This window comes from Dyadobacter sp. CY343 (assembly GCF_021390335.1).
In the GTDB taxonomy this organism is placed as follows: domain Bacteria; phylum Bacteroidota; class Bacteroidia; order Cytophagales; family Spirosomataceae; genus Dyadobacter.
In genome coordinates this window covers 182,203-207,637 of sequence record NZ_JAJUXK010000006.1, presented here as the reverse complement: position 1 = coordinate 207,637, position 25,435 = coordinate 182,203, and the positions used below count along the sequence as shown (strand labels likewise).

Genomic DNA, 25,435 nt, shown 5'->3' with positions numbered 1-25,435 from the left:
TGTTTTTGTTATAAAAGAATTTGCTGACCTGATTTGGAAGATTTTAATCCGGCTTCCAAAACCTGCATGATTTTCAGACCGTCAGAAAAATCCGGGCTGATAGGCGTTTTTTCTTCCACCGCTTTTACAAAATCCACAACTGCGTGCACAAATGCATGTTCGTAACCAATAATATGCCCGGCCGGCCACCAGTTACCTACATAAGGATGGCCCGATTCCGTTACCAATATCGTCCGGAATCCCTGGTCGCCTTCGGGATCTGCAAGCGAGAAATATTGCAGCTCATTCATTTTTTCCATATCAAAAACCAAACTTCCCTTACTTCCATAAATTTCAAAGGAAAGGCGGTTTTTTCTGCCCGTAGCAAACCGGGTTGCCTCAAAAGAGCCGACAGCACCATTTTTGAAACGTACCATCATTAATGCCGCATCTTCCACGGTTACTTCGCCCTTTTCACTTCCCAATGCTTCGGCGGACAGATTTCCCGACGAATTTTCATTTGCAATCGGACGCTCAGTAATGAAATTGGAGGTTAAACAGGAAACAGTTGAAATGTCGCCCACCAAAAAATGCGCGAGGTCGACAGCGTGTGAATTCAAATCCCATTGCGGCCCGGCCTGAGCCACTTCCTTTTTTAGTTGCCAGGTAAGTGGAAATTCGGGATCCACGATCCAATCTTGCTGGTAACAGCAGCGCCAATGAAAAATGCGGCCAATCTTTCCGTCTTCGATCATCTTTTTTGCGTGTGCAACAGCGGGTACTCTCCGGTAATTATGGTTGAGATAATGGACAACTTTGTTGTCTTCGCACACTTTCAGCATTTCCTCAGCTTGCCGGCTGCTCATTGATAGCGGCTTTTCGCAAAATATATGCTTCCCCGCTTTGGCCGCTGCGAGTGCAATTTCATAGTGTAGATTTTGGGGTAATGCGATGTCGATCACATCAATATCCGGACGTTCAATAAGTTGCCTCCAATCCGTCTCAGTTTCTTCCCAGCCCCATTTTTGAGCAAAATCTGATACTGATTCCAGCTGTCTTCCGCAGGCAACTTTGAGTACCGGATTAGCAGGAATATCAAAAAATAATGGTGCTTTCAGCCACGCATTGCTGTGTGCGCGGCCCATAAATTTATAACCTATAATACCGATATTGAGCTGTTTCTTCATTATAAAAAGTCAGTTGTACTGGAAAATGGAAAGGGGAATTTAGGAAAATTATAAAGCAGAGTTCATTGTATTGGCCGACAAATTAGTCGCCGCTTGCAAACAAATCACACACAAACACCATGAAACAGCTCGCGCTAAGTCTACGCACTGGAAAAGTTACTATTCACGAAGTTCCAGTGCCAACGATCAGGAAAGGTTACATTCTGATCAAAACCCGAAAAAGTCTTATTTCCGCAGGAACAGAGCGGAAGCTGGTCAATTTCGGCAAATCGTCGCTCCTGTCAAAAATCCGCCAGCAGCCCGAAAAGCTGGACGATGCTTTTGCCAAAATCCGGTCGCACGGTTTCATCAATACAGTGAATATGCTTTCCAGCAGATTGGATCAATTGATGCCGCTCGGTTATTGTCAGGTTGGCGAGATAATGGCAATTGGAGATGGTGTGGGAGGTTTTCGGGTTGGCGATCGCGTTGTCAGTAATGGTTGTCACGCAGAGGTAGTGTGCATTCCGGCCAATCTCGTAGCGAAAGTGCCAGAAAATGTCAGCAATGAAGATGCCGTTTTTACGGTAATAACTGCGGTGGGAATGCAGGGTATAAGGCTGCTGAAACCAGCATTGGACGAAGTGGTAGCAGTTATTGGTCTTGGTTTAATAGGTCTGTTGACGGCCGAACTGCTTCGGATCAACGGCTGTCGGGTGATCTGCGTGGAGACTGATGAGAAGAGGATACAGCTGGCGCGGGACAGAGGATTGCAGGTTATCAATCCAGCGCAAAATCCAATTCAAAATGAAATTTCAGGTCTGAACGGAGGAAATGGTGTTGATGGTGTGTTGATAACTGCCACCTCTACTTCCGATTCGATCTTGCGACAAGCCGCTCGAATTTCAAGAAAACGGGGAAAAATCGTTGTTGTCGGTTCGGTGGGGATGAATATACGTCGAGCTGATTTTTACGAAAAGGAGCTGACTTTTCAAGTTTCCTGCTCTTACGGCCCGGGGCGCTACGACCGGCAATATGAAGAGCAGGGCATTGATTATCCCTATTCGTACGTGCGCTGGACGGAAAACCGGAATTTTCAGTCGGTACTGCATTTATTTGAATCTGGGACACTCAATGTAAAAGGACTGACTTCGGAAACGATCGCTCTTGAAACTGCGCCTCTGATCTATGAAAAAGATTTCCGATCCAATTTGGTCACTGTAATTGATTACCCCACTTCATCAAAAGAACCTGTTAAGCCGCTCAAACAGTTGCTTTTCAAACCTACGGACGCGGTTATTGGCATTATTGGCGCTGGGAATTTTACCCGGCTAACCATGCTGCCGCTGCTGAAAGGTGCTGCTATCAAATACATATCCAGTGCAAATGGGCTGACTGCGTCTGAACTGGCACAAAAGTACCGGATACCGTTTGCGACGACTGGCAGTCGGGATATTCTGGAAGACAGTGAGGTGGATCTGGTGATGATTGCAACCAGGCACAATGAGCACGCGCGGCAGGTAATTGAGGCTCTGAACGCTGGCAAGCATGTTTTTGTAGAAAAGCCGCTGGCAATCTTTCCGCACGAACTGGATGAAGTGATAGCAGCTTGGAGTTTCTCAAAGAAAATGGTGTTTGTTGGATTCAATCGCCGCTTTTCTCCTTATATATTAAAAATGAGGGAATTACTAAGAGATAGTTTAATGCATGTGACCATTTCGGTGAATGCGGGCCACTTGGCGGAAAACGCGTGGCTGAAAGACCGGCAGGTTGGGGGAGGCCGCATTTTGGGTGAGTGCTGCCATTTCATCGATCTGGTCGCATTCCTGACCCAATCACCTACTGCCGCTGTGTGCAGCAATGCATTTCCGACGACTCCGGGGCAGGATCAGGAGAACGTAAGCATTTTGCTACGGCAGGAAAACGGATCCACAGCAGTTGTGAATTACTTTGCTAACGGTCATCATCATTATCAAAAGGAGCGGATTGAAGTCAGCTCGTTGGGTCGAACATTGATTTTAGATGATTTCAAATGTCTTACGGGGTATGGATTCAAGTCTTTCAGTAAAATGAAATCTGCAACTGATAAGGGACACAAGGCTCAGTTTGCACAACTTCTAAATGCTGTTAGAGATGGTGGAGAGCCGCCTGTTTCAAGCCAGGATGTTATTGGTACTACCCGGGCAACATTTGCCGTGGTTGAAAGTTTGTCAACATCCGGCTGGATCTACCTTTGAAGTACCTTCCCCTCGTTCGCGTTGCATTTCAAACGATTAGGTTAATGGGAATCAACTACGTAGTCTTTCGTATATGCTACGAAATTCAACGTAGGGCAGGCTTGCTGGCGAGGCGGTTTCCGAAAAGCTATCGAAAAGTCTCTGCGATTGACGTGTTGAAGTGGCGCGAGCAAAGCGTTAAGTTTTTTATCAATCCAAACTTGAATATCACAAAAAAGCACAGCACGGTACACTTGAACGAGCGGGTTGAGAGAATCAGAAATAACCAATACCTGTTCTTCTTTCACGAATGGTTACAAATGGCAGACTGGCATTCTAATCCAAAATCCGGCTTTTCATATAAACCAAGGATGCACTGGACAAGCATTCCTGATTTTCAGGAGCAGGCCGGAGATATCAAATACGTTTGGGAAAAGTCTCGATTTTGCTTTTTATACGACCTGATCCGCTACGATTATCACTTTGCCGACGATCAGGCCGAGCGCGTATTGAGCAGAATCGAAGATTGGATAGATAGTAATCCTGTCAACCTGGGGCCAAATTGGAAGTGCAGTCAGGAAATTTCCTTGAGAGTGCTGAATTGGATATTCGCGCTTTACTATTATCAGTATTCAGCTCATCTTGATCAGCGGATCTTCGACAAAATCACTTACAGTATCTATTGTCAAATGCGTCATGTGCATTCGAATATGCGCTTTTCACTGACTGCGTTGCATAATAACCACACGCTCACGGAGGCACTGGGGTTATATGCAACTGGCCTGTTATTTCCTTTTTTTCCAGAAAGCGATGTTTGGAAAAAGCAAGGAAAACAGTGTTTTGAATCAGAGATTTGCTCTCAAATTTTTGAAGACGGGACTTACCCTCAATTTTCGATGAACTACCATCGCATTACTGTGCAGTTGCTTTCGTGGGCACTGCGGCTTAGTGAAATCAATGGCGACAAGTTTGATGAAGAGGTTAATAGAAAAGCCCGAAAGTCACTGGCTTTTCTATCTTCTTGTCAGGACAAAACGAGCGGCTGGCTACCCAATTCAGGTAACAACGACGGCGCTTTGTTTTTCCCCCTTACCGCATCTCATTTTCGCGATTTCCGACCGCAACTTAATGCGCTGGCTGCTATTCTGAATATAGATCTGGGTTATTCACAAGGAGGTTGGGAAGAGGAATGTGAATGGTTTGGCATAAAGCAGCCAGTCTTGCCGAAAGTGGATACTGTTCCAGCTACGGCAGTTTTCAGCTATCCCGATGGCGGTTATTACATTGCCCGGGACACACACAGTACTACCTTTTTACGCTGCGCAAAGTATTCAAATCGCCCTTTTCAGGCTGATAATCTGCACCTGGATATTTGGGTAAATGGCGAAAATATCATGCGCGATGCGGGCACTTACCTCTATAACACCACTCCCAAACTGACCCACTATTTCGCCGGAACTGCCTCTCATAATACGATCCAGTTGGGCGACAATAATCAAATGAAAAAAGGACCCAGATTCACCTGGACGCATTGGATCAGAAAAGCAAAAGGGTCAATCAGCGAAGAGAATGGACTTGTGATAATTGACGGCGAGTTTGAGGGATATTCTTTTTTAAAAAAGGGTATTATTCACAAAAGAAAAGTCTCAAAGCGACATAATGAATTGAACTGGCTGGTCGAGGACTGGCTTGAAAATGTCCCCGAGAATATTCCGATGCAACAGATCTGGCACCCTGGTAATGGTTTTTTCGAACAGTATACTATTTATGCTCAGGATGCTGCGGGAAACGAGATTATGCCAGAAACAGGTTGTGGTTGGTATTCCGAGACTTATGGGAAAAAAGTGGAAACTCCGAGATTAACATTTTTGCTGCGCGGCAATTATATCCGCACAGAGATCAAAAAGCTGGATTAGACAAAATGCACATACTTCTGATACATCAGTTTTTTCTCAAAGACCATGAAGGCGGTGGCGCGCGTTGGAACGAAACGACGAGAATCTGGATCGAATGCGGGCATAACGTAACTGTACTTGCTGGAAATGTACATTATATGTCGGGCTTCGGTAACGGAAGGCATCCGCGGTTTTCTGAATATACCAGTGCCGGTGGCGCGCGGGTAATTAGTTGCTACGTTGCGCCCGGGTATCATTCCGGATTTGTTGGCCGGATTTGGAGCTACTTGTCTTTTGTATTGTGTGCTTTGTACGCAGGTTTATTTTTGGTAAAAATCAAATGCGATGCTGTAATAGTGACTTCTCCACCTTTGTTTGTCGGTCTGGCGGGTTGGTTGATTTCTGTTGTGAAACGCATTCCGTTTGTGTTTGAAGTCAGGGACTTGTGGCCCGAATCTGCGATAGAAACCGGCATACTAAAAAATCGCTTGTTGATTCGGTTGTCATTTTGGCTGGAAGCAACTTTATATAGGAAAGCCAGCCTGATCAATGTATTAACCCCAGCTTTCAGAGATTTTTTAATCAGTAAAAAAAGCGTTAGAAATGGGAAAATTGTCGTGATCCCCAACGCTGCGGATTTTGTTTTAGCAGATAAAATTCTGGCAGAGGTAGACAGAAATGCAGTTAGAAACAGGCTCGGTTGGGAAAATCGTTTCGTGCTGATTTACGCGGGTGCACACGGTGTGGCAAATAGTCTGACTCAAATTCTCCAAGCCGCCGCTTTGCTTTCTGATACCAACGCACACTTCGTACTGATTGGAGACGGGCCGGAAAAACGCAGTTTAATCGCAGAAGCTCACGCGAAAGGATTGAACAATATCACATTTATAGATCCACTTCCAAAGCCGGAAGTGTTGGAATATATATGTTCAGCGGATGCCGGAATGTCGGTTTTGAAGCAGGCGGAGATTTTTAAAACGATTTACAGCAACAAAACCTTCGATTATTTCTCCTGCCAAAAACCGGTTTTACTGGCCATCGGCGGCGCTTCCCGCGAGCTGGTTGAATCGGCCAATGCGGGAATTTTCGTTGAGCCCGAAAATCCACAGGACCTTGCTGAAAAAATAAGATATTATATGGATAACCCGAGCGTGGCGGCAACTCAGGGAATGAATGGATATTTATTTGCAAAAAAGCATTTTGACAGGGAAGTTCTCGCAAAGCGGTATTTGACGCATATTATTCAAATGGTCGAAGGTGAGTGTTCTTAGCCTGTGATTTCACCTGAATCAGGCAATATTATTGAACCGAAATGCAGATCAGTAAGTTTTTAAATAAGCAGTATTAAACCAGTTACTCTATCTTTGCCACAGGGCATAGATAGTGTGTTAATATAGATTGATTTGTCAACCTACTTTAAAAATATATCAGAAGGGATCTCGACCACGGTCACAGGGATGCGCCTCACACTCCGGCATTTTTGGAATGCCCGGAAGCGACGCAGCCTTGTAGACATTCGATCAGGCGATTTTTACGATCAGCAGGATGGAATGGTGACGATCCAATACCCGCAGGAAAGTATTCCTATTCCTGACAACGGGCGTTACCGATTGCACAATGAGATGGACGATTGCATTGTTTGCGATAAATGTGTGAAAGTTTGTCCCGTTGATTGCATTGAAATCGAGCCTATTCGTGCAATTGAAGAAGTGGGCCGCGCCTCCGACGGTTCCCCGATCAGGCTTTATGCGGCTAAATTCGACATTGATATGGCAAAGTGCTGCTACTGTGGGCTTTGCACAACGGTTTGTCCGACGGAATGTCTGACAATGACCAAGACTTTTGATTACAGCGAGTTCGATGTCAGGGATATGGTTTACAACTATTCCAATCTGACAGCCGAACAAGCCGATGAAAAGCGTCAGTTGCTCGATCAATTCCAAAAGGAAAAAGAAGCTTTGAAAGTTGCTGCAAAACCTGCTGCCAAGCCTGAAACGGCTGAAACTTCGGCCACAGCGGCTCCTGCTGCTCGCCCGGTTTTCAAACCGAAGCCAAAGCCAGTAGTAAGTGATGAAAATCTTGCGCCTGCGATTGAAGAAAGTAAGGAAGTAAAACCAGCTGCGCGACCAATTTTTAAGCCAAAAAATCCCGCGGCTCCCGTTGCAGATAGTGAACCAAAGATAGAGGCTGAAAAGTTGGAAGAAGCACCTGTCGCGAAGCCTGCATTTCGGCCCACTTTGAAGCCTAAGGTTGTTTCTGAGCAAAAGGAGGAAGAAAAGCCTGTTGCCGAGACGCCAGCGGAAATACCTTTTGCTGCCAAACCTGCATTCAAACCATCGATGAAGCCGAGGGTAGCTCCGACGGAAAAGCCGGAAGAAAAGCCTGTTGCTGAAACGCCAGCGGAAATACCTGTTGCTGCCAAACCTGCATTCAAACCATCGATGAAGCCGAGGGTAGCTCCGACGGAAAACCCGGATGAAAAGCCTGTTGCTGAAACTCCGGCAGAAGCGCCTGCTACTCCAAAGCCTGCATTCAAACCGACGATGAAGCCGAAGGTGGTTGCGGCAGAGAAGGAAGAAGAAAAGCCGACAGCTGAAACTCCGGCAGAAGCGCCTGCACCTGCGAAGCCAGCTTTTAAGCCAACAATGAAGCCCAGGGCGAAGGAATAAGTAGTATTTTAAGAGATCACTAGATTGGAAACAATGGAAGTAGCCGCATTTTATGGATTTTCAGCACTTGCGATTCTGGCTGCGCTTTTCATTTTGTTTTCTAAAAATCTGATATACGGTGCATTTGCATTATTATTAGCGTTTTTGGGCATCGCTGCATTATTCGTTTTAGCCGGCGCCGATTTTCTGGGAGTTGCTCAGATCATGATTTATGTAGGTGGCATTCTCGTATTGCTGATGTTTGGAATCATGCTAACCCAACGCGCCAGTCAGCAGGATGGACCTTCCAGGCACAATAGGGTAGAGGTACCGATCACGCGGAGATTGTGGGGTTTTGCGATTGGAATTGGAATTGTGGGTGTGCTTGCAAAAATCATTTTTTCGGCCAATTTCCGAATGTCAGGCGATGCAGTGAGTCGGAAATCGACGATTAAGACTATTGGCGTGGAATTAATGACTTCACATTTGTTACCTTTTGAGATTGCCGCAATTTTACTTCTTGTAGCGTTGATTGGTGCTGCTTATCTCGCCCTAAACCGTAATCCGGCACAATGAGCGCTATTTCCATATATCATTACTTAATCGTCGCAGCGATACTGTTTGCTACCGGATTGGCTGTGGCGATCACAAAACGACACTTTGTCGGAATTTTATTGGGTATCGAATTAATGCTGAATGCAGTTAATCTAAATCTGGTTGCGTTTAGCAGGTATGACTCAGATCGGCTAAGCGGACAACTTTTCGCTTTATTTGTGATGGTAGTTGCGGCTGCCGAGGTCACGGTTGCGCTTGCGATTGTATTGCGGGTATATGGTCATTTTAAGACTGTCGACCCGGACAAGCTGGACGAATTGAAAAGATAGGCAATGCATTTGTTGCGAAGCTGTATAAATCCTTTATAAATGAATTGGCTTTTCCTGTTTCTGGCTTTTCTGATCGGAATTTCTAATGCCGTGCAGTCGGGAGTCAATGTGCAGCTCCGCGAATCGATTAACAATCCTATCCTGGCTGCAATCAGCTCTTTCTTTGTTGGATTAGTGATCCTGCTGATTGCTTTTGCCTGTTTCAACCAAAATCCTGTTCCTTCTCTCAGCGATTTAAAGCAAATCTCCTGGACGCGATTTATGGGCGGCGCGCTGGGTGCTTTCTATGTTTTGACTGTGATCATGATCGTCAGGCACATCGGTTCGGCGAATATGATCTGTCTGGTAGTAGCCGGACAAATGGTCGCAGTGATGACTATTGACCATTTTGGTTTGCAGGGTTTCGTAGTTCATCAGATTTCTTTCCCAAGGATTGTGGGTGCGATATTACTGGTTGCAGGAGTTTACCTGATCATAAAAAATTAAAGGCGGCAGCTGAATATACAACTTGCCGCCTCTTTTTTGTTTTCGGGCAAAAATTAAGGGATTCTGTTAAAAACAAAAAGGTCTACAAATACCCATTTATTGTTCTCCATTTTTCCTCTCTGTATAACCAGTTGATTCTGAGAGCGTCTTTCGTAGATAATTCTCACAGAGATATCATCTTTTTCAAATAGCGCCTGGTTCTTTTTTGCTTCAATAAAATTGTAAGTATCTGAAACGTCTTTTTCTTCCAAGGCAATCAGCCCGGGTTTGAAATGCTTAACCCTCGCAACCGGACCTTTTTCTGTCTGTTCAAATGCGAAAACCTCGTAAAGTGCAGGCTTGTCGTCTTTGATCATACGAATATAACCCATAATGTTGCCACCTGCCGGCGCAGTCCACGAAGCTTCGATCGGGCCGCCGTTGTATGTTCCCAGCCAGTGACCTTCCAGGAAATTGAGATCATTGAGGGTTCCTGTGGCGGTTTGTGCATTCGAAACACCGCCCAGAAGCAGGAATGTAAAAAGTAATGAAAAGATCTTTACAGATCGGATTTTGTTAAAATGTAGCATCGGTTACAGGTTAGTTTTAAGCCGGCAAGTTAGCCGAATCAGGTCTTTAAAAAAATAGCCGCCCTGGAACAGGGCGGCTGATCTTCTAATTTTTACTCTGAATATTAATAGGCACGTTCCAATTTTCCTTCGTACGAGTTGGAAAATGCTTTGTTAACAACTTTATTTCCACCTTGGGTAGGATAATTTCCAGTGAAATACCAATCACCCAAATGCTCAGGGCAAGCTTTATGCAAGTTCTCGACGGTCTGAAATACAACTGAAATTTCTGCATTCAAATCCTTTGGACGGATGATCTCAGCTATTTTCTGTGAAATCTCTTCATCAGTAAAAGGTTCGTAAAGCGCCTTGACAAAATTGGTATGATATGGATTTTTGGTCGCTATTGAAGTTACACTCTTGGTATAAACATCTTCCAATAGATAATCCAGATCCCGCTCTTCCAAAAGCTTCAAAACCGCTCTGAAAGCCACAAAATCCTTCATTTTTGACATATCAATACCGTAGCAATCCGGAAAACGGATCTGCGGAGCAGATGATGCTACTACGATTTTCTTCGGTTTTAACCTGTCAAGCATAGTCAATATGCTCTTTTCCAGGGTGGTACCCCGAACAATAGAATCATCGATTATCACGACAGTATCAACATTTTTACGCACCACCTCAAAAGTGGTATCGTAAACACTGGATACCATATCATCGCGCAATGCGTCAGCAGTAATGAATGTCCGGGATTTTACATCTTTCGTAACCAACTTTTCGATCCTTGGCCGGAAAGATAATACCTTTTCCAGATCCTCCTCGAACAAGATACCTTCCATAATAGCCTGTTTGCGCTTCTTGGCAAGGTATTCTTCCAAACCTTCGATCATCCCAAGGAATGCGGTTTCAGCAGTGTTTGGAATGTAAGAGAAAATGGTGTTTTCGAGATCGTAATCGATTTCCTTCAAGATCTGAGGAATCAATAATTTACCGAGCTGCTTTCTTTCGTAATATATATTCGGGTCAGTTCCTCTTGAGAAATAGATCCTTTCAAAGCTGCACGAACGTTTTTCAAGTCTCGGCAGAATCGGAAATTCGTTGTACTCTCCGTTTTTATCAACGATCAGCGCAGATCCTGGCGTAATTTCAAGAATTTGATCATAATCCACATTGAATGCAGCTTTGATCGCTTGTTTCTCGGATGCAACTACAACTACTTCATCGTCAGCATAATAATATGCCGGGCGAATACCTGCCGGGTCACGAATTACAAACGAGGCGCCATATCCTGTCAGTCCGCACATTGCATAGCCACCGTCAAAATCACGGCATGAACGGTACAATACACGTTGGAGGTCAATATTATCTTCAATAACGTCCGAAAGTGTCGGATTTTCGTAAACTCCTTTGAAGCGTTCGAATACGCGCTGATTCTCTTCATCCAGAAAATGTCCTATTTTCTCCATGACCGTCACAGTATCAACTTTCTCCTTAGGATGTTGACCTAATGACACCAGTTTTCCGAAAAGTTCGTCAACATTGGTCATATTAAAGTTACCCGCCATCACCAAGTTGCGGCTTCTCCAGTTGCTCTGTCGAAGCATCGGGTGGCAGTTCTCCACTTCGTTGGTTCCATGGGTACCATAGCGAAGGTGGCCAAGCCAGACTTCTCCGGTGAATGCAAGATTTTCCTGCAACCACTTAGCGTCCATAGCACGGTCCCGATGGTTCTTAAGACCTTTGCGAAACTTCTTATGAATTTTGGAGAAAATATCCGTAAGCGGCTGTGGCTCAACGGATCTGTAACGGCTGATGTATCTTTTGCCGGGAGGAACTTCAATTTTAATATTGGCTACACCGGCTCCATCTTGCCCCCGGTTTACCTGTTTTTCCATCATCACCGAAAGCTTGTGTACTGCGTACATGGGCGTTTCGTACTTGTCGATGTAGTATTGATAAGGCTTTCTAAGACGGATAAGTGCTATGCCGCACTCATGCTTAATGGCGTCGCTCATAGGAAGAGAAATGCGTTACAAATATGAATGTTTGCAGCTATGCAAAGCGTATTACCTCAATGTTAACACAACGAATCTGAACTGCTGTTTAGTTCGTTATTTCTTACAAAGGTACAAATCCTTTAGCTCAAAAAACTTCAAAATCAGGTGGATTTTTACTCCCATCACTGATCGCTTCGAAACGCCGATAAATTTTCCGGGACAGCCGCTGGATAAATTGTGTTTCAATCTCATTGCCGCCGGCAGAGAATCTATCTAACAGAAAGATAAGTATTTTTGGTTAAAAAGTGAGTCAATATGCTTCATAAAACCCGTGGGATTGCGCTGAGCTACATTCGTTACCGGGAATCGTCCATTATCGCTAAAATATATACCGAGTCTTTCGGGATTCAGACTTATATCGTCAACGGGGTCAGAAGCGCCAAATCGAAAACGAACAGAATCGCTTTCTTTCAGCCACTTACGCTGCTGGATATGGTGGTTTACCACAAAAGCAAAGAAGATACCATTCACAGGTTGTCGGAAATAAAATGTTACGCGCCGTTCGCATCGATACCTTTCGATGTGGTCAAGTCGAGCCTTGCGTTATTTGTGACGGAGATTTTGGGCAAAACGCTCCGGGAGGAGGAGAGCAATGAACCTTTGTTTCAATTTATACAGGATTCAGTGCTCTTTCTCGATCAGGCAGAAGACAATTTTGAGAATTTTCACATTCAATTTCTTTCCCAATTATCTTCTTACCTCGGCTTTGGTACCGAAACCGGAGAGGACCTGGAAAATGAATTGAGTGAAAATAATTATCCCCGAACGGTCGATCCTATTGAATTGGAAGCAGCCAGGCAGCTTTTGGTTTCCCGATTTGGTAGCGTTGTTCCGCTTGACAGGACCCGCAGAACCAGGATTTTAGAGAAGCTTATTTTCTTTTACAAAATCCACATGGACGGGCTGGGGGAAATCAAATCACTGGAAGTGTTAAAGGAAATTATGCGGTAGCTGCCGCAGGCGCAACCAGACTTGGCATAATTTTGATAACGTATATACCAACATTTAAATGCTGCAAAAATGAAATACATACTGACAACCACCCTGCTATTAATTTCATTAATTACGTTTGGACAGGTCCCCAAAGGTGCCTGGAAATCGCAGGAGCCCACAGGTAGCGCTTCCACACTGATCGTGGCTGACAATTATTTGGTCATTGCATCCTATAGTGTAGGTAATAAATACTTCGAGCGCACGGAAGGTGGCCCTTTTACGATGAGCGGCGATCAAATGACTTATACGCCGGAATTCAATTCTGCTGACACAGCTAAAATCGGCATTCCTATTGTCTTCACTGTTTCGGTAAAAGACAAGATATTAACCCTGAGGTACGAAGAAGCGATGGTTTGGATGCAGGTTGATGATGCGGCGAGTACACCGATGGCGGGTGCGTGGCACATTACCGAGCGCGCAGAGCCGGGAGGGGGTGAACTGGTTAAGATTCACCAGGAAGGCACAAGGAAAACCCTAAAATTATTATCAGCAAGCCGTTTTCAATGGTTTGCGATAGATCCGGCGGTGAAAGGATTTTATGCAACCGGCGGCGGGACTTACACAGTAAAAGACGGAAAGTATACGGAGAATATTCAGTTTTTCTCGAAAGATAACAATCGGGTAGGAACCTCTCTTACATTTAATCACAAGCTCGAAAACGGCCGGTGGGATCACAGCGGAAAGAGCAGCGACGGGAAAGCGATCCATGAGATTTGGGAGAAAATCAAATAAAAGTTCACTGTTATTTAGATTTGTTCAAAACAAATATCTCCAAACATTTGAATCATTCTAAATAGGTATTACATTTGCTTAGGTTTAACTGTCGACGGAATGAGTGTTTTTGGAATTAGCGAATGCAATACGGTTTCTGATCAAGGAAATCTTTGGATGAAATCATTTCCTGATAATTCGGAATGTGTATTCAAAAAGTGTTGCGAGAAGTACAAAAAGAAAGGAAAGCATTGTAAAAAATGCCCGAAGAAATGAGACAGTTGGGCCGTATTAAATTGTAATACAGTTCATGGTGAATAATTATAAGAGAGGGAATGCCTTGTAGCGTTCCCTTTTCTATTTGGCTATACCTTTCTTTTTAGCTCGAAATTCTGCCCCAGATACACGCGGCGCACTACTTCGTCTTCTGCCAGTTCCTCGGCAGATCCCTGTTTCAGGATTTTACCCTCAAATAAAAGATAGGCGCGATCGGTAATAGAAAGCGTTTCATTTACATTGTGATCGGTGATCAGGATTCCAATATTCTTGTGTTTCAGCTTGGCCACAATGCTCTGGATATCCTCAACGGCGATTGGGTCAACGCCGGCAAAAGGTTCGTCTAGTAGAATGAACTTGGGATCTACCGCCAGTGCACGGGCAATCTCAGTTCTTCGCCGCTCGCCTCCGGACAGTACCATACCCTTACTTTTCCGAACATGGGCAAGGTGAAATTCTTCGATCAGCTCTTCTACTTTATTTTTTTGTTCGCTTCTGGAAAGATCTGTCATTTCCAGAACCGCCTTGATATTTTCCTCCACAGTTAGCGACCGGAACACCGAGGCTTCCTGCGCGAGGTAACCTAATCCCAATCGCGCCCGTTTATACATCGGCAGATTGGTGATATCTTTATCATCCAGAAAAACTTTCCCGCTATTCGGCTTTACAAGTCCCACAGCCATATAAAAGGAAGTGGTTTTCCCGGCTCCGTTTGGCCCAAGCAATCCCACAATTTCACCTTGTTCAACCTGGTAGCTTACATTATTATTAACCAACCTTACCCCGTATTTCTTGACAAGGTTTTCTGTTCTGAGTATCATGAGCGGTTTTTCAAATAGCTGACCTGCATTTCAGTGCAGCTTAATGTCTTTCAAAGAGAGTTGTAACGTTTTTTTGTCACGAAAGTTATTTTCTTCCAGGCAATAGCAGATTGAAAACGGCCTGCCCATACAGATATCCGGATAAAAATGTGCCATACCAAATCCTACGGCGGTATAAACCTGCGAACTACCCTGTCTCACATCGAATTTGATATGCTTTTCCTTCATCAGGGAAGGCTTGCCGGTCAGTGTAACGTAGCTGGATTCAAATACCGGTGTCATATTTCCCGGACCGAACGGTCCCATTTGTCTTAGGATATTGTAAAATTTCGGTGAGATCTCTTCCAGATGCAGCAGCAAATCGATATTAATCATCGGCACTAGCTGATCGGGTAGAATGCGACTGCTCACGATTTCATTGAAACGCGACTTAAATGCTTCCAGATTGTGCAGCGGCATTGTGAGACCGGCCGCGAATGTGTGACCACCATATTGTTCCAGCAAATCTGCACATTCCTCAATCGCTTCATACACATCGAATCCAGGAACTGACCTGGCCGAACCGGCTGCTTTTCCGTGAGATTGCGTGAGGATAATGGTTGGTCTGTGGTATTTTTCAATGCACCGGCTTGCTACAATTCCTATCACGCCTTTGTGCCAGTCTTCTTTGAACAAAACTGTACTCTTCGCGGTGGCCGACCAGGAATCGCTTTCTATCATGAAAAGCGCCTGTTCAGTGATACTTGTGTCGAAATTGCGCCGCTCACTGTTGTGTTTGTTGATTTCCATCGCAAACTCCTGCGCCTCTTCATCAATTTCGGAAAGCAGCAATGCAACAGCTTCTTTGGCGTGCTTGATCCTGCCTGCCGCATTAATCCGCGGGCCCAATCCAAAAACTACATTCGTAATATCCAGCGTTCCGGTTATACCCGCAACCTGGATCAAAGCTTTTATCCCAGTGCGCGGAGAATCATTCAGCCTTTTCAGACCATAATAAGCGAGTATCCTGTTTTCACCGGTAATAGGAACAATATCCGAAGCAATGCTCACAACAAGCAGGTCGAGGTATTGATAGAGCGATTCAAGATCAATATCATGCTGAATGCAAAATGCCTGTAACAGCTTGAAACCCACGCCGCAGCCGGTCAGCTCTTTATAAGGATAAGGACAATCTTCTCTTTTTGGATCCAGCACAGCCGCTGCCGCAGGCAATATATTTCCTGGCCTGTGGTGGTCACAAATGATAAAGTCAATGCCTTTTGTCGCCGCCAGCTCTACTTTATCCAAAGACTTTATGCCACAATCCAGGGTTACTATAAGAGAGAAGCCATGTTGCTCCGCCCAATCAATACTTTGCCAGGAAACTCCGTAACCTTCTTCATAGCGATCTGGAATATAGTAGTCGAGATTAGCGTATATTTTTTTCAAAAACCCATAAAAAAGGGCGACTGACGTAGTCCCGTCTACATCGTAATCTCCGTAAATGAGTATTTTCTCACCATTTGAGATCGCCTTGGTCAGCCTCTCAACCGCCAGATCCATGTCTTTCATCAAAAATGGATCGTGTATCTGGCTCAGGTCCGGACGGAAGAAGTTCCGGGATTGTTCGAAATCCAGAATGCCGCGGCGGACAAGCAACGCAGCCAAAGCAGGAGTTACTTTTAAAGACTCAGCGAGTTCTTCGACTATCTGTTGCTCGTCGGGCGTAAATTCAGGATGGTGTATCCAGCGCTTATCAATCATAGGGCAAATATAGTTGGATTATGTCACGCCTGTTCAATTCCGATTATCCGTTAGATCAACAGGAAAAGCTAGTTGAAAGGTCTTATCTTTGCAACCTGTTAACATTCTTTAAGATATGGGGCGACTACTTGCAATCGATTTTGGATCTAAACGCAGCGGCATTGCTGTTACTGACCCTTTACAGATCATTGCAACAGCCCTGGATACCGTTGCCACCCACGAGCTCAGGAATTTTTTAAAGAAATACACTGAAAAAGAGCAGCTGGAAGCGTTCATTATAGGTATGCCAAAAAAGCTGGACAATACAGCGAGTGAGAATGCCGCCCGTGTTACCGCTTTCATCAAATTGCTCCAAAAAGATTTTCCTGAAATACCTGTGCACGCGCACGACGAAAGGTTTACTTCTTCAATGGCGCTGCAATCGATGATTTCGGGAGGTTCGAAGAAAAGTGACAGGAGAGAAAAAGGGAATATAGACAAGATCAGTGCGACTATTATCCTGCAATCTTTTATGGAAAGCAGAGCTAATAGCAAGAGGTTTTTATAATGTCAATTCAAGTTTTAATAAAATGATTTACCCAATTGTAGCCTACGGAGATCCGATTTTAAGAAAAGCAACCCGTTTTATAGAACAAAATGAGGTTGATCTGAAAAAACTCTCGGAGGATATGTTCGCGACCATGCATTCGGCCAATGGCGTCGGATTGGCGGCTCCGCAGATCGGGTTGAATATCAGGGTTTTTGTTGTTGACGCAACCCCGTTCAGCGAAAAAGACGACGACGAAGACGATGAGCCGGATCTGACACTTGTCGATTTTAAGAAGACTTTTATTAATCCCGAGATTCTGGAAGAGAGTGGTGCCGAGTGGCCATTTGAAGAAGGCTGCCTGAGCATTCCAGGTATTCGCGGGGATGTATACAGACCGTCGAACCTTCGGATAAGGTACCGGGATGTGGAATGGAACGAGCACGAAGAAGAATATTCGGGAATGGCTGCCAGGATCATCCAGCACGAATATGACCATTTACTCGGGAAGCTTTTCGTTGATTACCTGCCAGTCCTGAAAAAGCAATTTATTAAAAAGAAATTGACGGATATTTCGAAAGGTAACGTGGACGCAGATTACAGAATGCGTTTTCCAAATCGCAAATAGTACATATATATATAGTACATCTTTCAGCTTTGACAAATGTCTGAAGACAGCACAGAAATTCTGAGAATTGCATTGGTCCAGTCGGATCTGTATTGGGAAGATGTAACAGCTAATTTATCTTCCCTGGAAGAGAAAATTGCAGGCATAGCCGATGCTGTTGATGTGATCGTGCTGCCAGAGATGTTCAATACCGGCTTCACAATGAATAGTGCGCTGGCCGAACCGATGAACTTGACTACTACAAAGTGGATGAAACAGATCGCGGCGCAAACGCAGGCACTGGTTGTAGGAAGTTTTGCAGTTAGTGAAGCGGGACACTTTTATAACCGGATTCTGTGTGTGAAACCCGATTCGACCTTCTTGTACAGTGACAAAAGGCACTTATTTACGCTGGGAAAAGAGCATCTGGCGTTTCAGCCAGGAACGAAGAGGCTCACGGTCAATTGGAAGGGTTGGAAAATCACGCCGCTGATCTGCTACGATCTCAGATTTCCTGTGTGGAGCAGAAATGCAGCTTCGGATCCTTATGACCTGTTAATATATGTAGCCAACTGGCCTTCCAAACGTGCCCATGCGTGGAATACTTTATTAAAAGCCCGCGCCATTGAAAATCAATGTTATGTGGCGGGAGTTAACCGAATAGGTGAAGATGGAAACGGGTTGAAATACCAGGGGGATTCTGCCGCGCTTGATTATCTTGGAGAGCCAGCCTGTATGCTGGGCGATAGCGATGTAATCAAGATCGCCCGTTTCTCAAAAACAGATTTGAAGGAATACCGTACTTCCTTTCCCGTGCTCGCTGACTCAGATCAGTTTACAATAGGTTAGCACACAACCAATTTATTCAATCACTTTCGGTACCATAATGTACCGCTCGTTTTTCAAAGGAGCATTAGCCAGCGCCTCAGTTCTCGAAAGGGTATTGGAAGCATTATCACTACGCCAGGAGTTCACTTCGTCCGATATGTGTGTGAGCGGTTCTACACCCTCCGTATCGATTTCATTCAGCTGATCCATCCAGTTCAGTACGGAGTCCATACTTTTCAATATTGCATCCTCCTCTTCAGGGCGGATTTCCAAACGCGCAAGGTGGGCAACTTTATAAAGCGCTTCCCGGTCAATTTTCATTGTATTAAGGTTTTGTTAAGATAAGATCTTCGGCATAGCTGAAACCCAAATTTACCTCATTTTTGTCAAACGACTCTTGTTATGGGGCGTGCTTTCAAATTTTTGAAGACGATTGTTGAGGAAGTCAAAGCGGTACCCAATGTTGTTTTCTGTCAAAATCCGTGGAAAGAAGGGCACTTGCGGGCTTCCATATTTTAAATTGTTGCTAAGACACTTAGTAGGAGGAAAATATTATTTGCTTTTCTGAGTTAATCTTGAAATATTTTGAAACGCTATTTGTCACTTTGAAAAACATGTCGGCTGACTTTCGCTTAAAGAGTACAATTTTGTAACTGTTTGATACTGCGGTATATTTTGGCTCAAATGGGTATTAAACTTAGAATTTTTACTAAAATTGCTTGCGGTCAAATCTTCAAAATATACAATTTAGAATATCTCAGTTCGAAAAAGGAAGAAAAAATCTGACGAAATGCTTGCTTTTTTTTAAAAGGAAAACTCATACTTTTGTAGATGTCGATAACTGAAAATGGCAATCGAAATTTTATTTTACCAAATCCAGTTTTTACCAATAATTTTATTTAATTCACAACCAAAATCTCAATTTAACCTTTAAAAGTAAGTCTGATGGAAAAGAAAGCTACAAGTCCGGCACCTGCTCCAAAGCCTGCTGCGGCGGCAACAAAAGGCAAAGGCGGTTTAAACCCGGCATTGGTAATCCCTCTACTATTTGCGATTGCATTATGCGTTTACATTTTCGTTTTAGGAGCTCCCGAGCACTTTAAAGATGGCGATCACGCAAAAGGCCCAATAGATGGCGATTACTATGGAATCGTTTACAAAGGAGGTCCTATCGTACCAATTTTGATGACCTGTTTCCTTATCGTATTAACTTTTACAATCGAGCGTTTGATCACATTGAACAAAGCGAGTGGCTCAGGAAGCATCGATGCATTTGTTCGTAAAGTGAGAACTCTGCTTGACAAAAACCAAATCGAAGAAGCAATTAAAGAATGCGATAGACAAAAAGGTTCTGTTGGTAACGTAGTTAAAGCTGGTCTTTTGAAATACAGACAACTAACTACCGAAACTGCACTTGACAAAGAACAAAAGCTGGCCGCTCTTCAGAAAGAGATCGAAGAAGCAACTACGCTTGAACTTCCAATGCTTCAGAAAAACCTGACGATTATCGCAACGCTTGCTGGTGCATCTACACTTCTTGCACTTCTTGGAACGGTAATCGGTATGATCAAAGCTTTTGCGGCTCTTGGTACTTCTGGTTCTCCTGACTCTGCTGCACTTGCAACTGGTATCTCTGAGGCCCTTATTAACACGGCACTTGGAATTGGTACTTCTGCGATTGCAACAATCTCATACGCTTATTTGAACAGCCGTGTTGACGACCTTACTTACAGCATTGACGAAATTGGCATGAGCCTTCAGTCAAACTTTGCTGCACATTATTGATAGGTCCTTGAACTATTTAATAGTGAAGTTTCGTTAATATAAAAAAAACTTATATATTTGATATATGGCAAAGGTAAGACCTAAGAAGCACGCCCCGCATACGGATATGACGGCGATGACTGACGTGGCGTTCTTACTATTGACCTTCTTCATTATGACCGCGACTTTTAAGTCGAATGATGCTGAGATTACTACTCCATCTTCGATTTCGCAAATCAAGGTTCCAGATGATGATATCATGGTCATTAGTATCGACAAAGCGGGCAAAGTGTTCTTCGGAGTGGATGCGAAACCTGTTCGTGCGGCAATGCTTGAAAATATTGGTCAATCCAAAGGCATTACATTCACTGAAACTGAGAAAGCTAAATTTGCATTACAGAGCAGCTTTGGATTTCCTTTGAATCAGTTGAAGCCTTGGCTGAACATGTCAAAAGAGCAAATGCCAAATGTGAAACAACCAGGTATTCCGGTGGACTCGACTGGTGCTAGCGAACTCGCTGACTGGGTTTATGCAGCTCGTAAAGCTAACAGCCAGCTTCGTATTGCTCTGAAAGGAGATAATTTGTCAAAATTCCCTGTTTTCAAGGATGTGTTGTCAAATTTGCAATCTCAGAACATTAACAAGTTTAACCTGATCACAGGTAGTGAGCAGGCGCCTGCCGGCTACACCAACGATTAAGGGTTGTTATTAGTAATCATTTTTAATTAAAGCAAGAAATGGCAGCAATTGAAGAATCGGGTGGTGGTGGCAAAGGCGACGGTAAGGTTCGGGGTAAAAAGATGTCCACCCGTGTGGATATGACACCTATGGTAGATTTGGGATTTTTGCTAATTACATTCTTTATGCTAGCAACAACCATGTCAAAACCTACTTCCATGTCGCTGGCTGTGCCGGATAAGACTGATAAGGAAGATCAGGAAAAAACCGAACCTTTAAAAGCATCAAAAGTATTGACCCTGTTTATGGGTAGTAATGATGATGTTTACTATCTCGATGGAGTAGCAGCTGATGACGATAAAGCAGAAGCATCTTTGAAAACTGTCCGTTACGGATTTGATTTGAGAAGCGTGATTTTTGCCTCACAGAAGCGCATCAACGCAGCGAATCCAAAAGATGAAAAAGGGAACGATCCATTTGTGGTCGTGATCAAGCCGACTCCGGTTTCAACTTACAAGAACATGGTTGACGTACTGGATGAAATGGCGATTACGAAATCAAAAAGGTATGCATTGGTAGAGTCTTTGACGGATTCGGAAAAGAAACTATTGGGCGACAAGATTGTTCCAGCAGATCAATAATTATTTAACTAACTATCAATCAATACGCGCCATGGCAGAACTAGGCCCGAATGCAACACTTGATGATATAGTGTTTGCTGATCGTAATAAGGCGTACGGTGCATTTGAACTTCGTAAAGGCTATCGTGCAGATGTTACGAAGGCTACTCTAATCGGAGCTGTACTCTTTATTCTTGCAATGTTTACGCCGTCAATCATAAACAAATTGACAGCGGGTGAGGAGGTAGAGGAAGTGATGGTTGAAGTGGATTTAATGAAAATACCACCGCCGCCAATTGACCCGGCAGAACCGCCACCACCACCACCGCCGCCAGTTGAGCAGCCTAAGGTGAACACAGTGAAGTTCTTGCCTCCGGAAGTTAAAAAGGATGAGGAAGTACCTGAGGAAGTTCCACCTCCAACAGTTGAAGAGATTAAAGAAGCTGTTGTTGCGGACAAAACGATCGAAGGTGATCCTAATGCAAATGAGATCATTGTAGCACCGGAAGCTGTTGCAGCTCCAAGTAAAGGAACCGTTGTTGAAGCGGCACCTGAACCTGAAAAGGTATTTACGGTGGTTGAGCAGCAACCAGAATTTCCAGGTGGTACAACAGAAATGTATAAATACTTAAGCAAAAACATTAAGTATCCTAGTGCAGCTTCTCGTGCTAACGTTTCCGGAAGGGTTTTTATGTCATTCGTAGTTAATACGGATGGAAGTATCCAGGATGTGTCAGTGTTGAAAGGACTTGGTTTTGGTTGCGATGAAGAAGCTATCCGCGTTGTGAAAGCAATGCCGAAGTGGAAGCCAGGAAAGCAATCAGGACGTGCAGTTCGTGTTAAGTACAACCTGCCTATCAATTTCCAACTGGAGTAACTCATGAAGGAGAAACCATTGCATGAGAAGATCAGTGATCTAACCTCTGTGGTAATGGCTGTGACATACATAGGAGGAGGGGTCTTTTTGATCCTCTCCTCTTTGTCTTTTAGGTTGTTACCTATCGGAAGTGTTGAAAGGTATGCGTTTGCTGGCATACTTATTTTGTACGGAGGTTATAGAGGGTATAGGGTTTGGAGAAATAGAAATCAGGAAGATCTATGAGATTGAAGGCAATAGGACTATTTGCGTGCGGATTAATTAGTGTCTTCGTCCTGACCAAATGCAATTCCGGTGGTGAAAGTCTTGACAATCCCAGGCAGGGTACCATTACAATAGCTTCCGACGAGTCTTTCAAACCTTTGGTCAATGCGTTAACGAATGCTTACGAAGGAATTTATCCGAGTACGCATTTCAAAATTGATTATAAACCTGAGCAAGAGGCAATCAGACAACTTCTCAACGACAGTGCCCGCATTATCTTTGCGACCAGACAGCTCAATGAGAAGGAGTTGGAAATAATCAAAAGGCAAAAGGGAAGTCAAAAATATCAGCATATTGCTACAGATGGGCTTGCGCTTGTAATAAGTAAGGGGAATGCTGACAGTCTGATTACAATGTCTGAAATCCAAGCAATTCTGGAAGGAAGAATTAAGGATTGGTCGCAACTGAAAGGTGGAAATCAGAGAGGGCTTATTACGCTTGTATTTGATAATGCAAATGCGAGCAACCTGAATTACATTCTGGACAAATTCAAGGTGAAAGATATTAGCAAACTGAGGATAATTTCAGCAGGTTCTAATGAAAAGGTAATTGAAGATGTGCGAAAAGATCCTTTGCATCTTGGATTTATTGGGGTTAACTGGATAAGCGATGGTCATTCGCTGGCCTCCGAGGAACTCTCCAAAGGAATTCATGTAATGGGAGTTGCAAAGAAAGTAAACCCGGATTCGCTATCGGATTATATACAGCCATTTCAGAGTGGATTGGAATTTAAAAGGTATCCCTTGTTCCGAGACTTATATATAATTAGCAGGGAGGGATATTCAGGTTTGGGAGGTGGGTTGATGACTTATATTGCGCGGGACGTTGGCGGATTGATTATTCAGAAAATGGGATTATTACCGACAATACCTTATCCCAGAGAGCTGGAAGTCACTACTGGCAAGAACTTTTAGAGTAAACAATTGTAATAGATTTGGATTTGTTATTGAAAAAGCCAAATTTTTTATCACTATTTTAACCGGGTAAAAAATGAACAGAAACATGAGATTGAAATTAGTTGCACTGGTATTTGGATTATTCGCGTTTGTGAATTTAAAGGCGCAAACGGTTCAGGATGGCTTGGCATTGATACACGGAGAACGTTACAATGAAGCAGGCGCGTTGTTTAAAAAGCTTGCTCAAGGCACACCGTCTGGTGATAACCAGTTTTATCTTGGTTATTATTATCTTAAAACCAACCAGTTGGATTCAGCGCAAGTTGCGTTTGATAAAGGTTTGCAGGTAGATGATAAATCATATCTGAATAAAGTAGGTCAAGGAGCAGTAGCGCTGGGCAAAGGTGACAGAGCGAAGGCGAAAGAGCTATTTGACGAAGCTGAAAAGAAGAAAAAGAAAGACGCGGAAGTTCTTTATCGTATAGGTGAAGCTTACACGCTGTTCGAAAAGAATAATGATCCTGCCGAAGCGATCAGACTTTTGGATGAAGCGGTAAAAAGAGATAAAAATCTGGCTGACGCTTATATTGCAAAAGGTGATGCTTTAATGCTTCGTAATGAGGGTGGAAATGCTGTAACTGCTTATGAATATGCTTTGACAGCAAAACCAAATTATGCAGTAGCGCACAATCGCATTGGTCAGATCTACCTTCGTGGAAAGAACTATAACCTGGCTCTTGAAAATTATAAGAAAGCAATTGAGGCTGACGCTAATTTTGCTCCTGCATATAAAGACTTAGCTGAGCTTTATTTCTTCGCTCAGAAGTACAAGCAAGCTGCTGAAAACTTCGATTTGTTTATTCAAAAAAGCGGGACTACTGATCCTGAAATGAAATTGCGTGCAGCTCAGTTTGCATTTACAGCTGACGATTATACAAAATCATTGCAGCTGCTTGACGAGATCAAAGGGAAAATCAATAACCCGATCACATTGCGTATGTATGGCTGGTCATATTTCAAACAAAATGATCCAGACAAAGCGATTGAAAACCTGAACGAGTTTATGAAAGTTGCTCCTGACAAACTGATCGGAGATGACTACAAGTATCTTGGTCGCGCTTACAATCAGAAAGCAGGTGGCGAGAAAGGCTACGATTCAACCGGTGTGCTTTACATGTTGAAAGGTGCTGATATGGATACCAGCAAAACTGAGGCCGCAACAACTTACAAGGAAGTAGGAGCACTTTATTTTGCCGCCAAAGATTTCCCTAATGCAGCTACTGCATTTGCAAAAGGAATAGCTTTGGATACTGCAAAAGCAAGCGCAAATGACTATTACTACAATGGTCTTTCCAACTTCCAATATGCTTCCAGCTTCATCGTGCCGACCGCAGCAGATTCGAACTTTGCTGACAGTGCTAAAATCGCGATGGATAAAAGGAGCCTGTATCTGAAAGCGGATTCGATATTTGCGACAGTGACGCAAAAGCTGCCAGACTGGCCTTACGGTTACTACTGGAGAGCGAGCTCGTTGTATAATGCTTACGATAGACAAGAAAACGTAGATAAGGGTATTTCTGCACCTTACTATCAAAAGTTGACTGAGCTTGTTGAGAAAGATCCAGATCCTTCAAAATTCAAGTCTTACCTGAAACTTGCATACAGCTACCTGGCATTTTACAGCCAGACTACGTTGAATGATCCGGCGAAAGCTAAGACTTACTGGGAAAAGCTTCTCGCGGTAGACCCGGATAATGTTGCGGCGAAAGAAGCGTTGGGCCTTGCGGTAGCAACGCCGGCGGCTCAGCCAGCAGCTACTACCGGAAAAGCGAAAGCGCCGGCTCCTAAGAAGAAGTAATAATTCAATATAGCAACAAATAGCCGCCTGGAGTTTCCGGGTGGCTATTGTTGTTTATACCAATGCTAAGTCTACCAATTGATACCTCAC

At 43.9% G+C, this 25,435-nt stretch carries 24 protein-coding genes; 18 read left to right on the top strand and 6 right to left on the bottom strand.

Annotated elements, in window-relative coordinates; all coding sequences use genetic code 11:
- Positions 1-8: 8 nt before the first annotated feature.
- Positions 9-1,166 (bottom strand): Gfo/Idh/MocA family protein, encoded by a 1,158-nt coding sequence (locus LZG94_RS20710; protein WP_233793679.1) that lies wholly within the window; start codon positions 1,164-1,166, stop codon positions 9-11.
- Positions 1,167-1,285: 119 nt separating this feature from the next.
- On the opposite strand from LZG94_RS20710, the gene LZG94_RS20705 reads away from it, so the two are divergent.
- The 7 genes from LZG94_RS20705 to LZG94_RS20675 all read left to right on the top strand — a co-directional run bounded on the left by LZG94_RS20705 (position 1,286) and on the right by LZG94_RS20675 (position 9,274).
- A complete protein-coding gene (locus LZG94_RS20705; protein ID WP_233793678.1) occupies positions 1,286-3,382 on the top strand; it encodes a bi-domain-containing oxidoreductase in 2,097 nt (698 codons plus the stop codon).
- Positions 3,383-3,426: 44 nt separating this feature from the next.
- A complete protein-coding gene (locus tag LZG94_RS20700; protein WP_233793677.1) occupies positions 3,427-5,277 on the top strand; it encodes an alginate lyase family protein in 1,851 nt (616 codons plus the stop codon).
- A 5-nt stretch (positions 5,278-5,282) separates the two neighbouring features.
- Complete coding sequence (locus tag LZG94_RS20695) at positions 5,283-6,527, top strand: glycosyltransferase family 4 protein (RefSeq protein WP_233793676.1); 1,245 nt, start codon at positions 5,283-5,285, stop codon at positions 6,525-6,527.
- A 132-nt stretch (positions 6,528-6,659) separates the two neighbouring features.
- Positions 6,660-7,925, top strand: coding sequence for a 4Fe-4S binding protein (locus tag LZG94_RS20690; protein ID WP_233793675.1), 1,266 nt, complete (start codon positions 6,660-6,662; stop codon positions 7,923-7,925).
- A 33-nt stretch (positions 7,926-7,958) separates the two neighbouring features.
- A complete protein-coding gene (locus LZG94_RS20685) occupies positions 7,959-8,480 on the top strand; it encodes an NADH-quinone oxidoreductase subunit J (RefSeq protein WP_233793674.1) in 522 nt (173 codons plus the stop codon).
- On the top strand, positions 8,477-8,788 hold the full coding sequence (nuoK, locus tag LZG94_RS20680) for an NADH-quinone oxidoreductase subunit NuoK (RefSeq protein WP_233793673.1): 312 nt from the start codon (positions 8,477-8,479) through the stop codon (positions 8,786-8,788). The genes LZG94_RS20685 and nuoK overlap by 4 nt, the downstream gene beginning before the upstream one ends.
- Before the next feature lie 39 nt (positions 8,789-8,827).
- On the top strand, positions 8,828-9,274 hold the full coding sequence (locus tag LZG94_RS20675) for a DMT family transporter (RefSeq protein ID WP_233793672.1): 447 nt from the start codon (positions 8,828-8,830) through the stop codon (positions 9,272-9,274).
- 53 nt (positions 9,275-9,327) lie between these two features.
- On the opposite strand, the gene LZG94_RS20670 is transcribed toward LZG94_RS20675, so the two are convergent.
- Complete coding sequence (locus tag LZG94_RS20670; RefSeq protein ID WP_215235004.1) at positions 9,328-9,843, bottom strand: DUF6265 family protein; 516 nt, start codon at positions 9,841-9,843, stop codon at positions 9,328-9,330.
- A 104-nt stretch (positions 9,844-9,947) separates the two neighbouring features.
- Positions 9,948-11,840 (bottom strand): amidophosphoribosyltransferase, encoded by a 1,893-nt coding sequence (locus LZG94_RS20665; RefSeq protein ID WP_233793671.1) that lies wholly within the window; start codon positions 11,838-11,840, stop codon positions 9,948-9,950.
- 297 nt (positions 11,841-12,137) lie between these two features.
- Between LZG94_RS20665 and recO the strand changes: the two genes are divergently transcribed.
- Both recO and LZG94_RS20655 read left to right on the top strand, forming a co-directional pair.
- Entirely contained in the window at positions 12,138-12,833 is a 696-nt protein-coding gene (recO, locus tag LZG94_RS20660; RefSeq protein ID WP_233793670.1) for a DNA repair protein RecO, read from the top strand.
- 69 nt (positions 12,834-12,902) lie between these two features.
- Complete coding sequence (locus LZG94_RS20655) at positions 12,903-13,607, top strand: hypothetical protein (protein WP_233793669.1); 705 nt, start codon at positions 12,903-12,905, stop codon at positions 13,605-13,607.
- Between the two features lie 344 nt (positions 13,608-13,951).
- On the opposite strand, the gene lptB is transcribed toward LZG94_RS20655, so the two are convergent.
- Together lptB and recJ are read right to left on the bottom strand one after the other, a co-directional pair.
- A complete protein-coding gene (lptB, locus tag LZG94_RS20650) occupies positions 13,952-14,683 on the bottom strand; it encodes an LPS export ABC transporter ATP-binding protein (protein ID WP_215235000.1) in 732 nt (243 codons plus the stop codon).
- A gap of 30 nt (positions 14,684-14,713) precedes the next feature.
- Positions 14,714-16,426, bottom strand: coding sequence for a single-stranded-DNA-specific exonuclease RecJ (recJ, locus tag LZG94_RS20645; protein WP_233793668.1), 1,713 nt, complete (start codon positions 16,424-16,426; stop codon positions 14,714-14,716).
- Between the two features lie 115 nt (positions 16,427-16,541).
- Between recJ and ruvX the strand changes: the two genes are divergently transcribed.
- The 3 genes from ruvX to LZG94_RS20630 are packed head-to-tail and all read left to right on the top strand — an operon-like array spanning position 16,542 to position 18,408.
- On the top strand, positions 16,542-16,973 hold the full coding sequence (gene ruvX, locus LZG94_RS20640; RefSeq protein WP_215234998.1) for a Holliday junction resolvase RuvX: 432 nt from the start codon (positions 16,542-16,544) through the stop codon (positions 16,971-16,973).
- Positions 16,974-16,995: 22 nt separating this feature from the next.
- The gene (gene def, locus LZG94_RS20635) at positions 16,996-17,580 is read left to right on the top strand and encodes a peptide deformylase (protein ID WP_215234997.1); all 585 of its coding nucleotides are present in this window, start codon (positions 16,996-16,998) and stop codon (positions 17,578-17,580) included.
- Positions 17,581-17,616: 36 nt separating this feature from the next.
- Entirely contained in the window at positions 17,617-18,408 is a 792-nt protein-coding gene (locus tag LZG94_RS20630) for an amidohydrolase (RefSeq protein ID WP_233793667.1), read from the top strand.
- 12 nt (positions 18,409-18,420) lie between these two features.
- On the opposite strand, the gene gatC is transcribed toward LZG94_RS20630, so the two are convergent.
- Complete coding sequence (gatC, locus tag LZG94_RS20625; RefSeq protein ID WP_233793666.1) at positions 18,421-18,708, bottom strand: Asp-tRNA(Asn)/Glu-tRNA(Gln) amidotransferase subunit GatC; 288 nt, start codon at positions 18,706-18,708, stop codon at positions 18,421-18,423.
- Positions 18,709-19,332: 624 nt separating this feature from the next.
- Here gatC and LZG94_RS20620 point away from each other — a divergent pair.
- The 6 genes from LZG94_RS20620 (at position 19,333) to LZG94_RS20595 (ending at position 25,345) form a co-directional block, all read left to right on the top strand.
- Positions 19,333-20,172, top strand: coding sequence for a MotA/TolQ/ExbB proton channel family protein (locus LZG94_RS20620; protein WP_215234994.1), 840 nt, complete (start codon positions 19,333-19,335; stop codon positions 20,170-20,172).
- Between the two features lie 64 nt (positions 20,173-20,236).
- The gene (locus LZG94_RS20615; protein ID WP_215234993.1) at positions 20,237-20,851 is read left to right on the top strand and encodes a biopolymer transporter ExbD; all 615 of its coding nucleotides are present in this window, start codon (positions 20,237-20,239) and stop codon (positions 20,849-20,851) included.
- Between the two features lie 38 nt (positions 20,852-20,889).
- A complete protein-coding gene (locus LZG94_RS20610) occupies positions 20,890-21,471 on the top strand; it encodes a biopolymer transporter ExbD (protein WP_215234992.1) in 582 nt (193 codons plus the stop codon).
- A gap of 31 nt (positions 21,472-21,502) precedes the next feature.
- Positions 21,503-22,327, top strand: a complete 825-nt coding sequence (locus tag LZG94_RS20605) for an energy transducer TonB (RefSeq protein ID WP_215234991.1) — start codon at positions 21,503-21,505, stop codon at positions 22,325-22,327.
- A 221-nt stretch (positions 22,328-22,548) separates the two neighbouring features.
- Complete coding sequence (locus LZG94_RS20600) at positions 22,549-23,505, top strand: substrate-binding domain-containing protein (protein WP_233793665.1); 957 nt, start codon at positions 22,549-22,551, stop codon at positions 23,503-23,505.
- Positions 23,506-23,581: 76 nt separating this feature from the next.
- Positions 23,582-25,345, top strand: a complete 1,764-nt coding sequence (locus LZG94_RS20595) for a tetratricopeptide repeat protein (protein WP_233793664.1) — start codon at positions 23,582-23,584, stop codon at positions 25,343-25,345.
- The last annotated feature ends 90 nt before the right edge of the window (positions 25,346-25,435 follow it).

What these genes read in the sequence shown, in the direction of transcription:
- LZG94_RS20710 (WP_233793679.1), bottom strand. Translation starts at nt 1,166, where the DNA reads ATGAAGAAACAGCTCAATATCGGTATTATAGGTTATAAATTTATGGGC.
- LZG94_RS20605 (WP_215234991.1), top strand. Translation starts at nt 21,503, where the DNA reads ATGGCAGAACTAGGCCCGAATGCAACACTTGATGATATAGTGTTTGCT.
- ruvX (WP_215234998.1), top strand. Translation starts at nt 16,542, where the DNA reads ATGGGGCGACTACTTGCAATCGATTTTGGATCTAAACGCAGCGGCATT.
- lptB (WP_215235000.1), bottom strand. Translation starts at nt 14,683, where the DNA reads ATGATACTCAGAACAGAAAACCTTGTCAAGAAATACGGGGTAAGGTTG.
- LZG94_RS20665 (WP_233793671.1), bottom strand. Translation starts at nt 11,840, where the DNA reads ATGAGCGACGCCATTAAGCATGAGTGCGGCATAGCACTTATCCGTCTT.
- LZG94_RS20630 (WP_233793667.1), top strand. Translation starts at nt 17,617, where the DNA reads ATGTCTGAAGACAGCACAGAAATTCTGAGAATTGCATTGGTCCAGTCG.
- gatC (WP_233793666.1), bottom strand. Translation starts at nt 18,708, where the DNA reads ATGAAAATTGACCGGGAAGCGCTTTATAAAGTTGCCCACCTTGCGCGT.
- LZG94_RS20705 (WP_233793678.1), top strand. Translation starts at nt 1,286, where the DNA reads ATGAAACAGCTCGCGCTAAGTCTACGCACTGGAAAAGTTACTATTCAC.
- LZG94_RS20610 (WP_215234992.1), top strand. Translation starts at nt 20,890, where the DNA reads ATGGCAGCAATTGAAGAATCGGGTGGTGGTGGCAAAGGCGACGGTAAG.
- LZG94_RS20600 (WP_233793665.1), top strand. Translation starts at nt 22,549, where the DNA reads ATGAGATTGAAGGCAATAGGACTATTTGCGTGCGGATTAATTAGTGTC.
- LZG94_RS20695 (WP_233793676.1), top strand. Translation starts at nt 5,283, where the DNA reads ATGCACATACTTCTGATACATCAGTTTTTTCTCAAAGACCATGAAGGC.
- LZG94_RS20620 (WP_215234994.1), top strand. Translation starts at nt 19,333, where the DNA reads ATGGAAAAGAAAGCTACAAGTCCGGCACCTGCTCCAAAGCCTGCTGCG.
- LZG94_RS20615 (WP_215234993.1), top strand. Translation starts at nt 20,237, where the DNA reads ATGGCAAAGGTAAGACCTAAGAAGCACGCCCCGCATACGGATATGACG.
- LZG94_RS20670 (WP_215235004.1), bottom strand. Translation starts at nt 9,843, where the DNA reads ATGCTACATTTTAACAAAATCCGATCTGTAAAGATCTTTTCATTACTT.
- LZG94_RS20685 (WP_233793674.1), top strand. Translation starts at nt 7,959, where the DNA reads ATGGAAGTAGCCGCATTTTATGGATTTTCAGCACTTGCGATTCTGGCT.
- LZG94_RS20655 (WP_233793669.1), top strand. Translation starts at nt 12,903, where the DNA reads ATGAAATACATACTGACAACCACCCTGCTATTAATTTCATTAATTACG.
- recJ (WP_233793668.1), bottom strand. Translation starts at nt 16,426, where the DNA reads ATGATTGATAAGCGCTGGATACACCATCCTGAATTTACGCCCGACGAG.
- LZG94_RS20700 (WP_233793677.1), top strand. Translation starts at nt 3,427, where the DNA reads ATGGGAATCAACTACGTAGTCTTTCGTATATGCTACGAAATTCAACGT.
- def (WP_215234997.1), top strand. Translation starts at nt 16,996, where the DNA reads ATGATTTACCCAATTGTAGCCTACGGAGATCCGATTTTAAGAAAAGCA.
- LZG94_RS20675 (WP_233793672.1), top strand. Translation starts at nt 8,828, where the DNA reads ATGAATTGGCTTTTCCTGTTTCTGGCTTTTCTGATCGGAATTTCTAAT.
- LZG94_RS20595 (WP_233793664.1), top strand. Translation starts at nt 23,582, where the DNA reads ATGAACAGAAACATGAGATTGAAATTAGTTGCACTGGTATTTGGATTA.
- nuoK (WP_233793673.1), top strand. Translation starts at nt 8,477, where the DNA reads ATGAGCGCTATTTCCATATATCATTACTTAATCGTCGCAGCGATACTG.
- recO (WP_233793670.1), top strand. Translation starts at nt 12,138, where the DNA reads ATGCTTCATAAAACCCGTGGGATTGCGCTGAGCTACATTCGTTACCGG.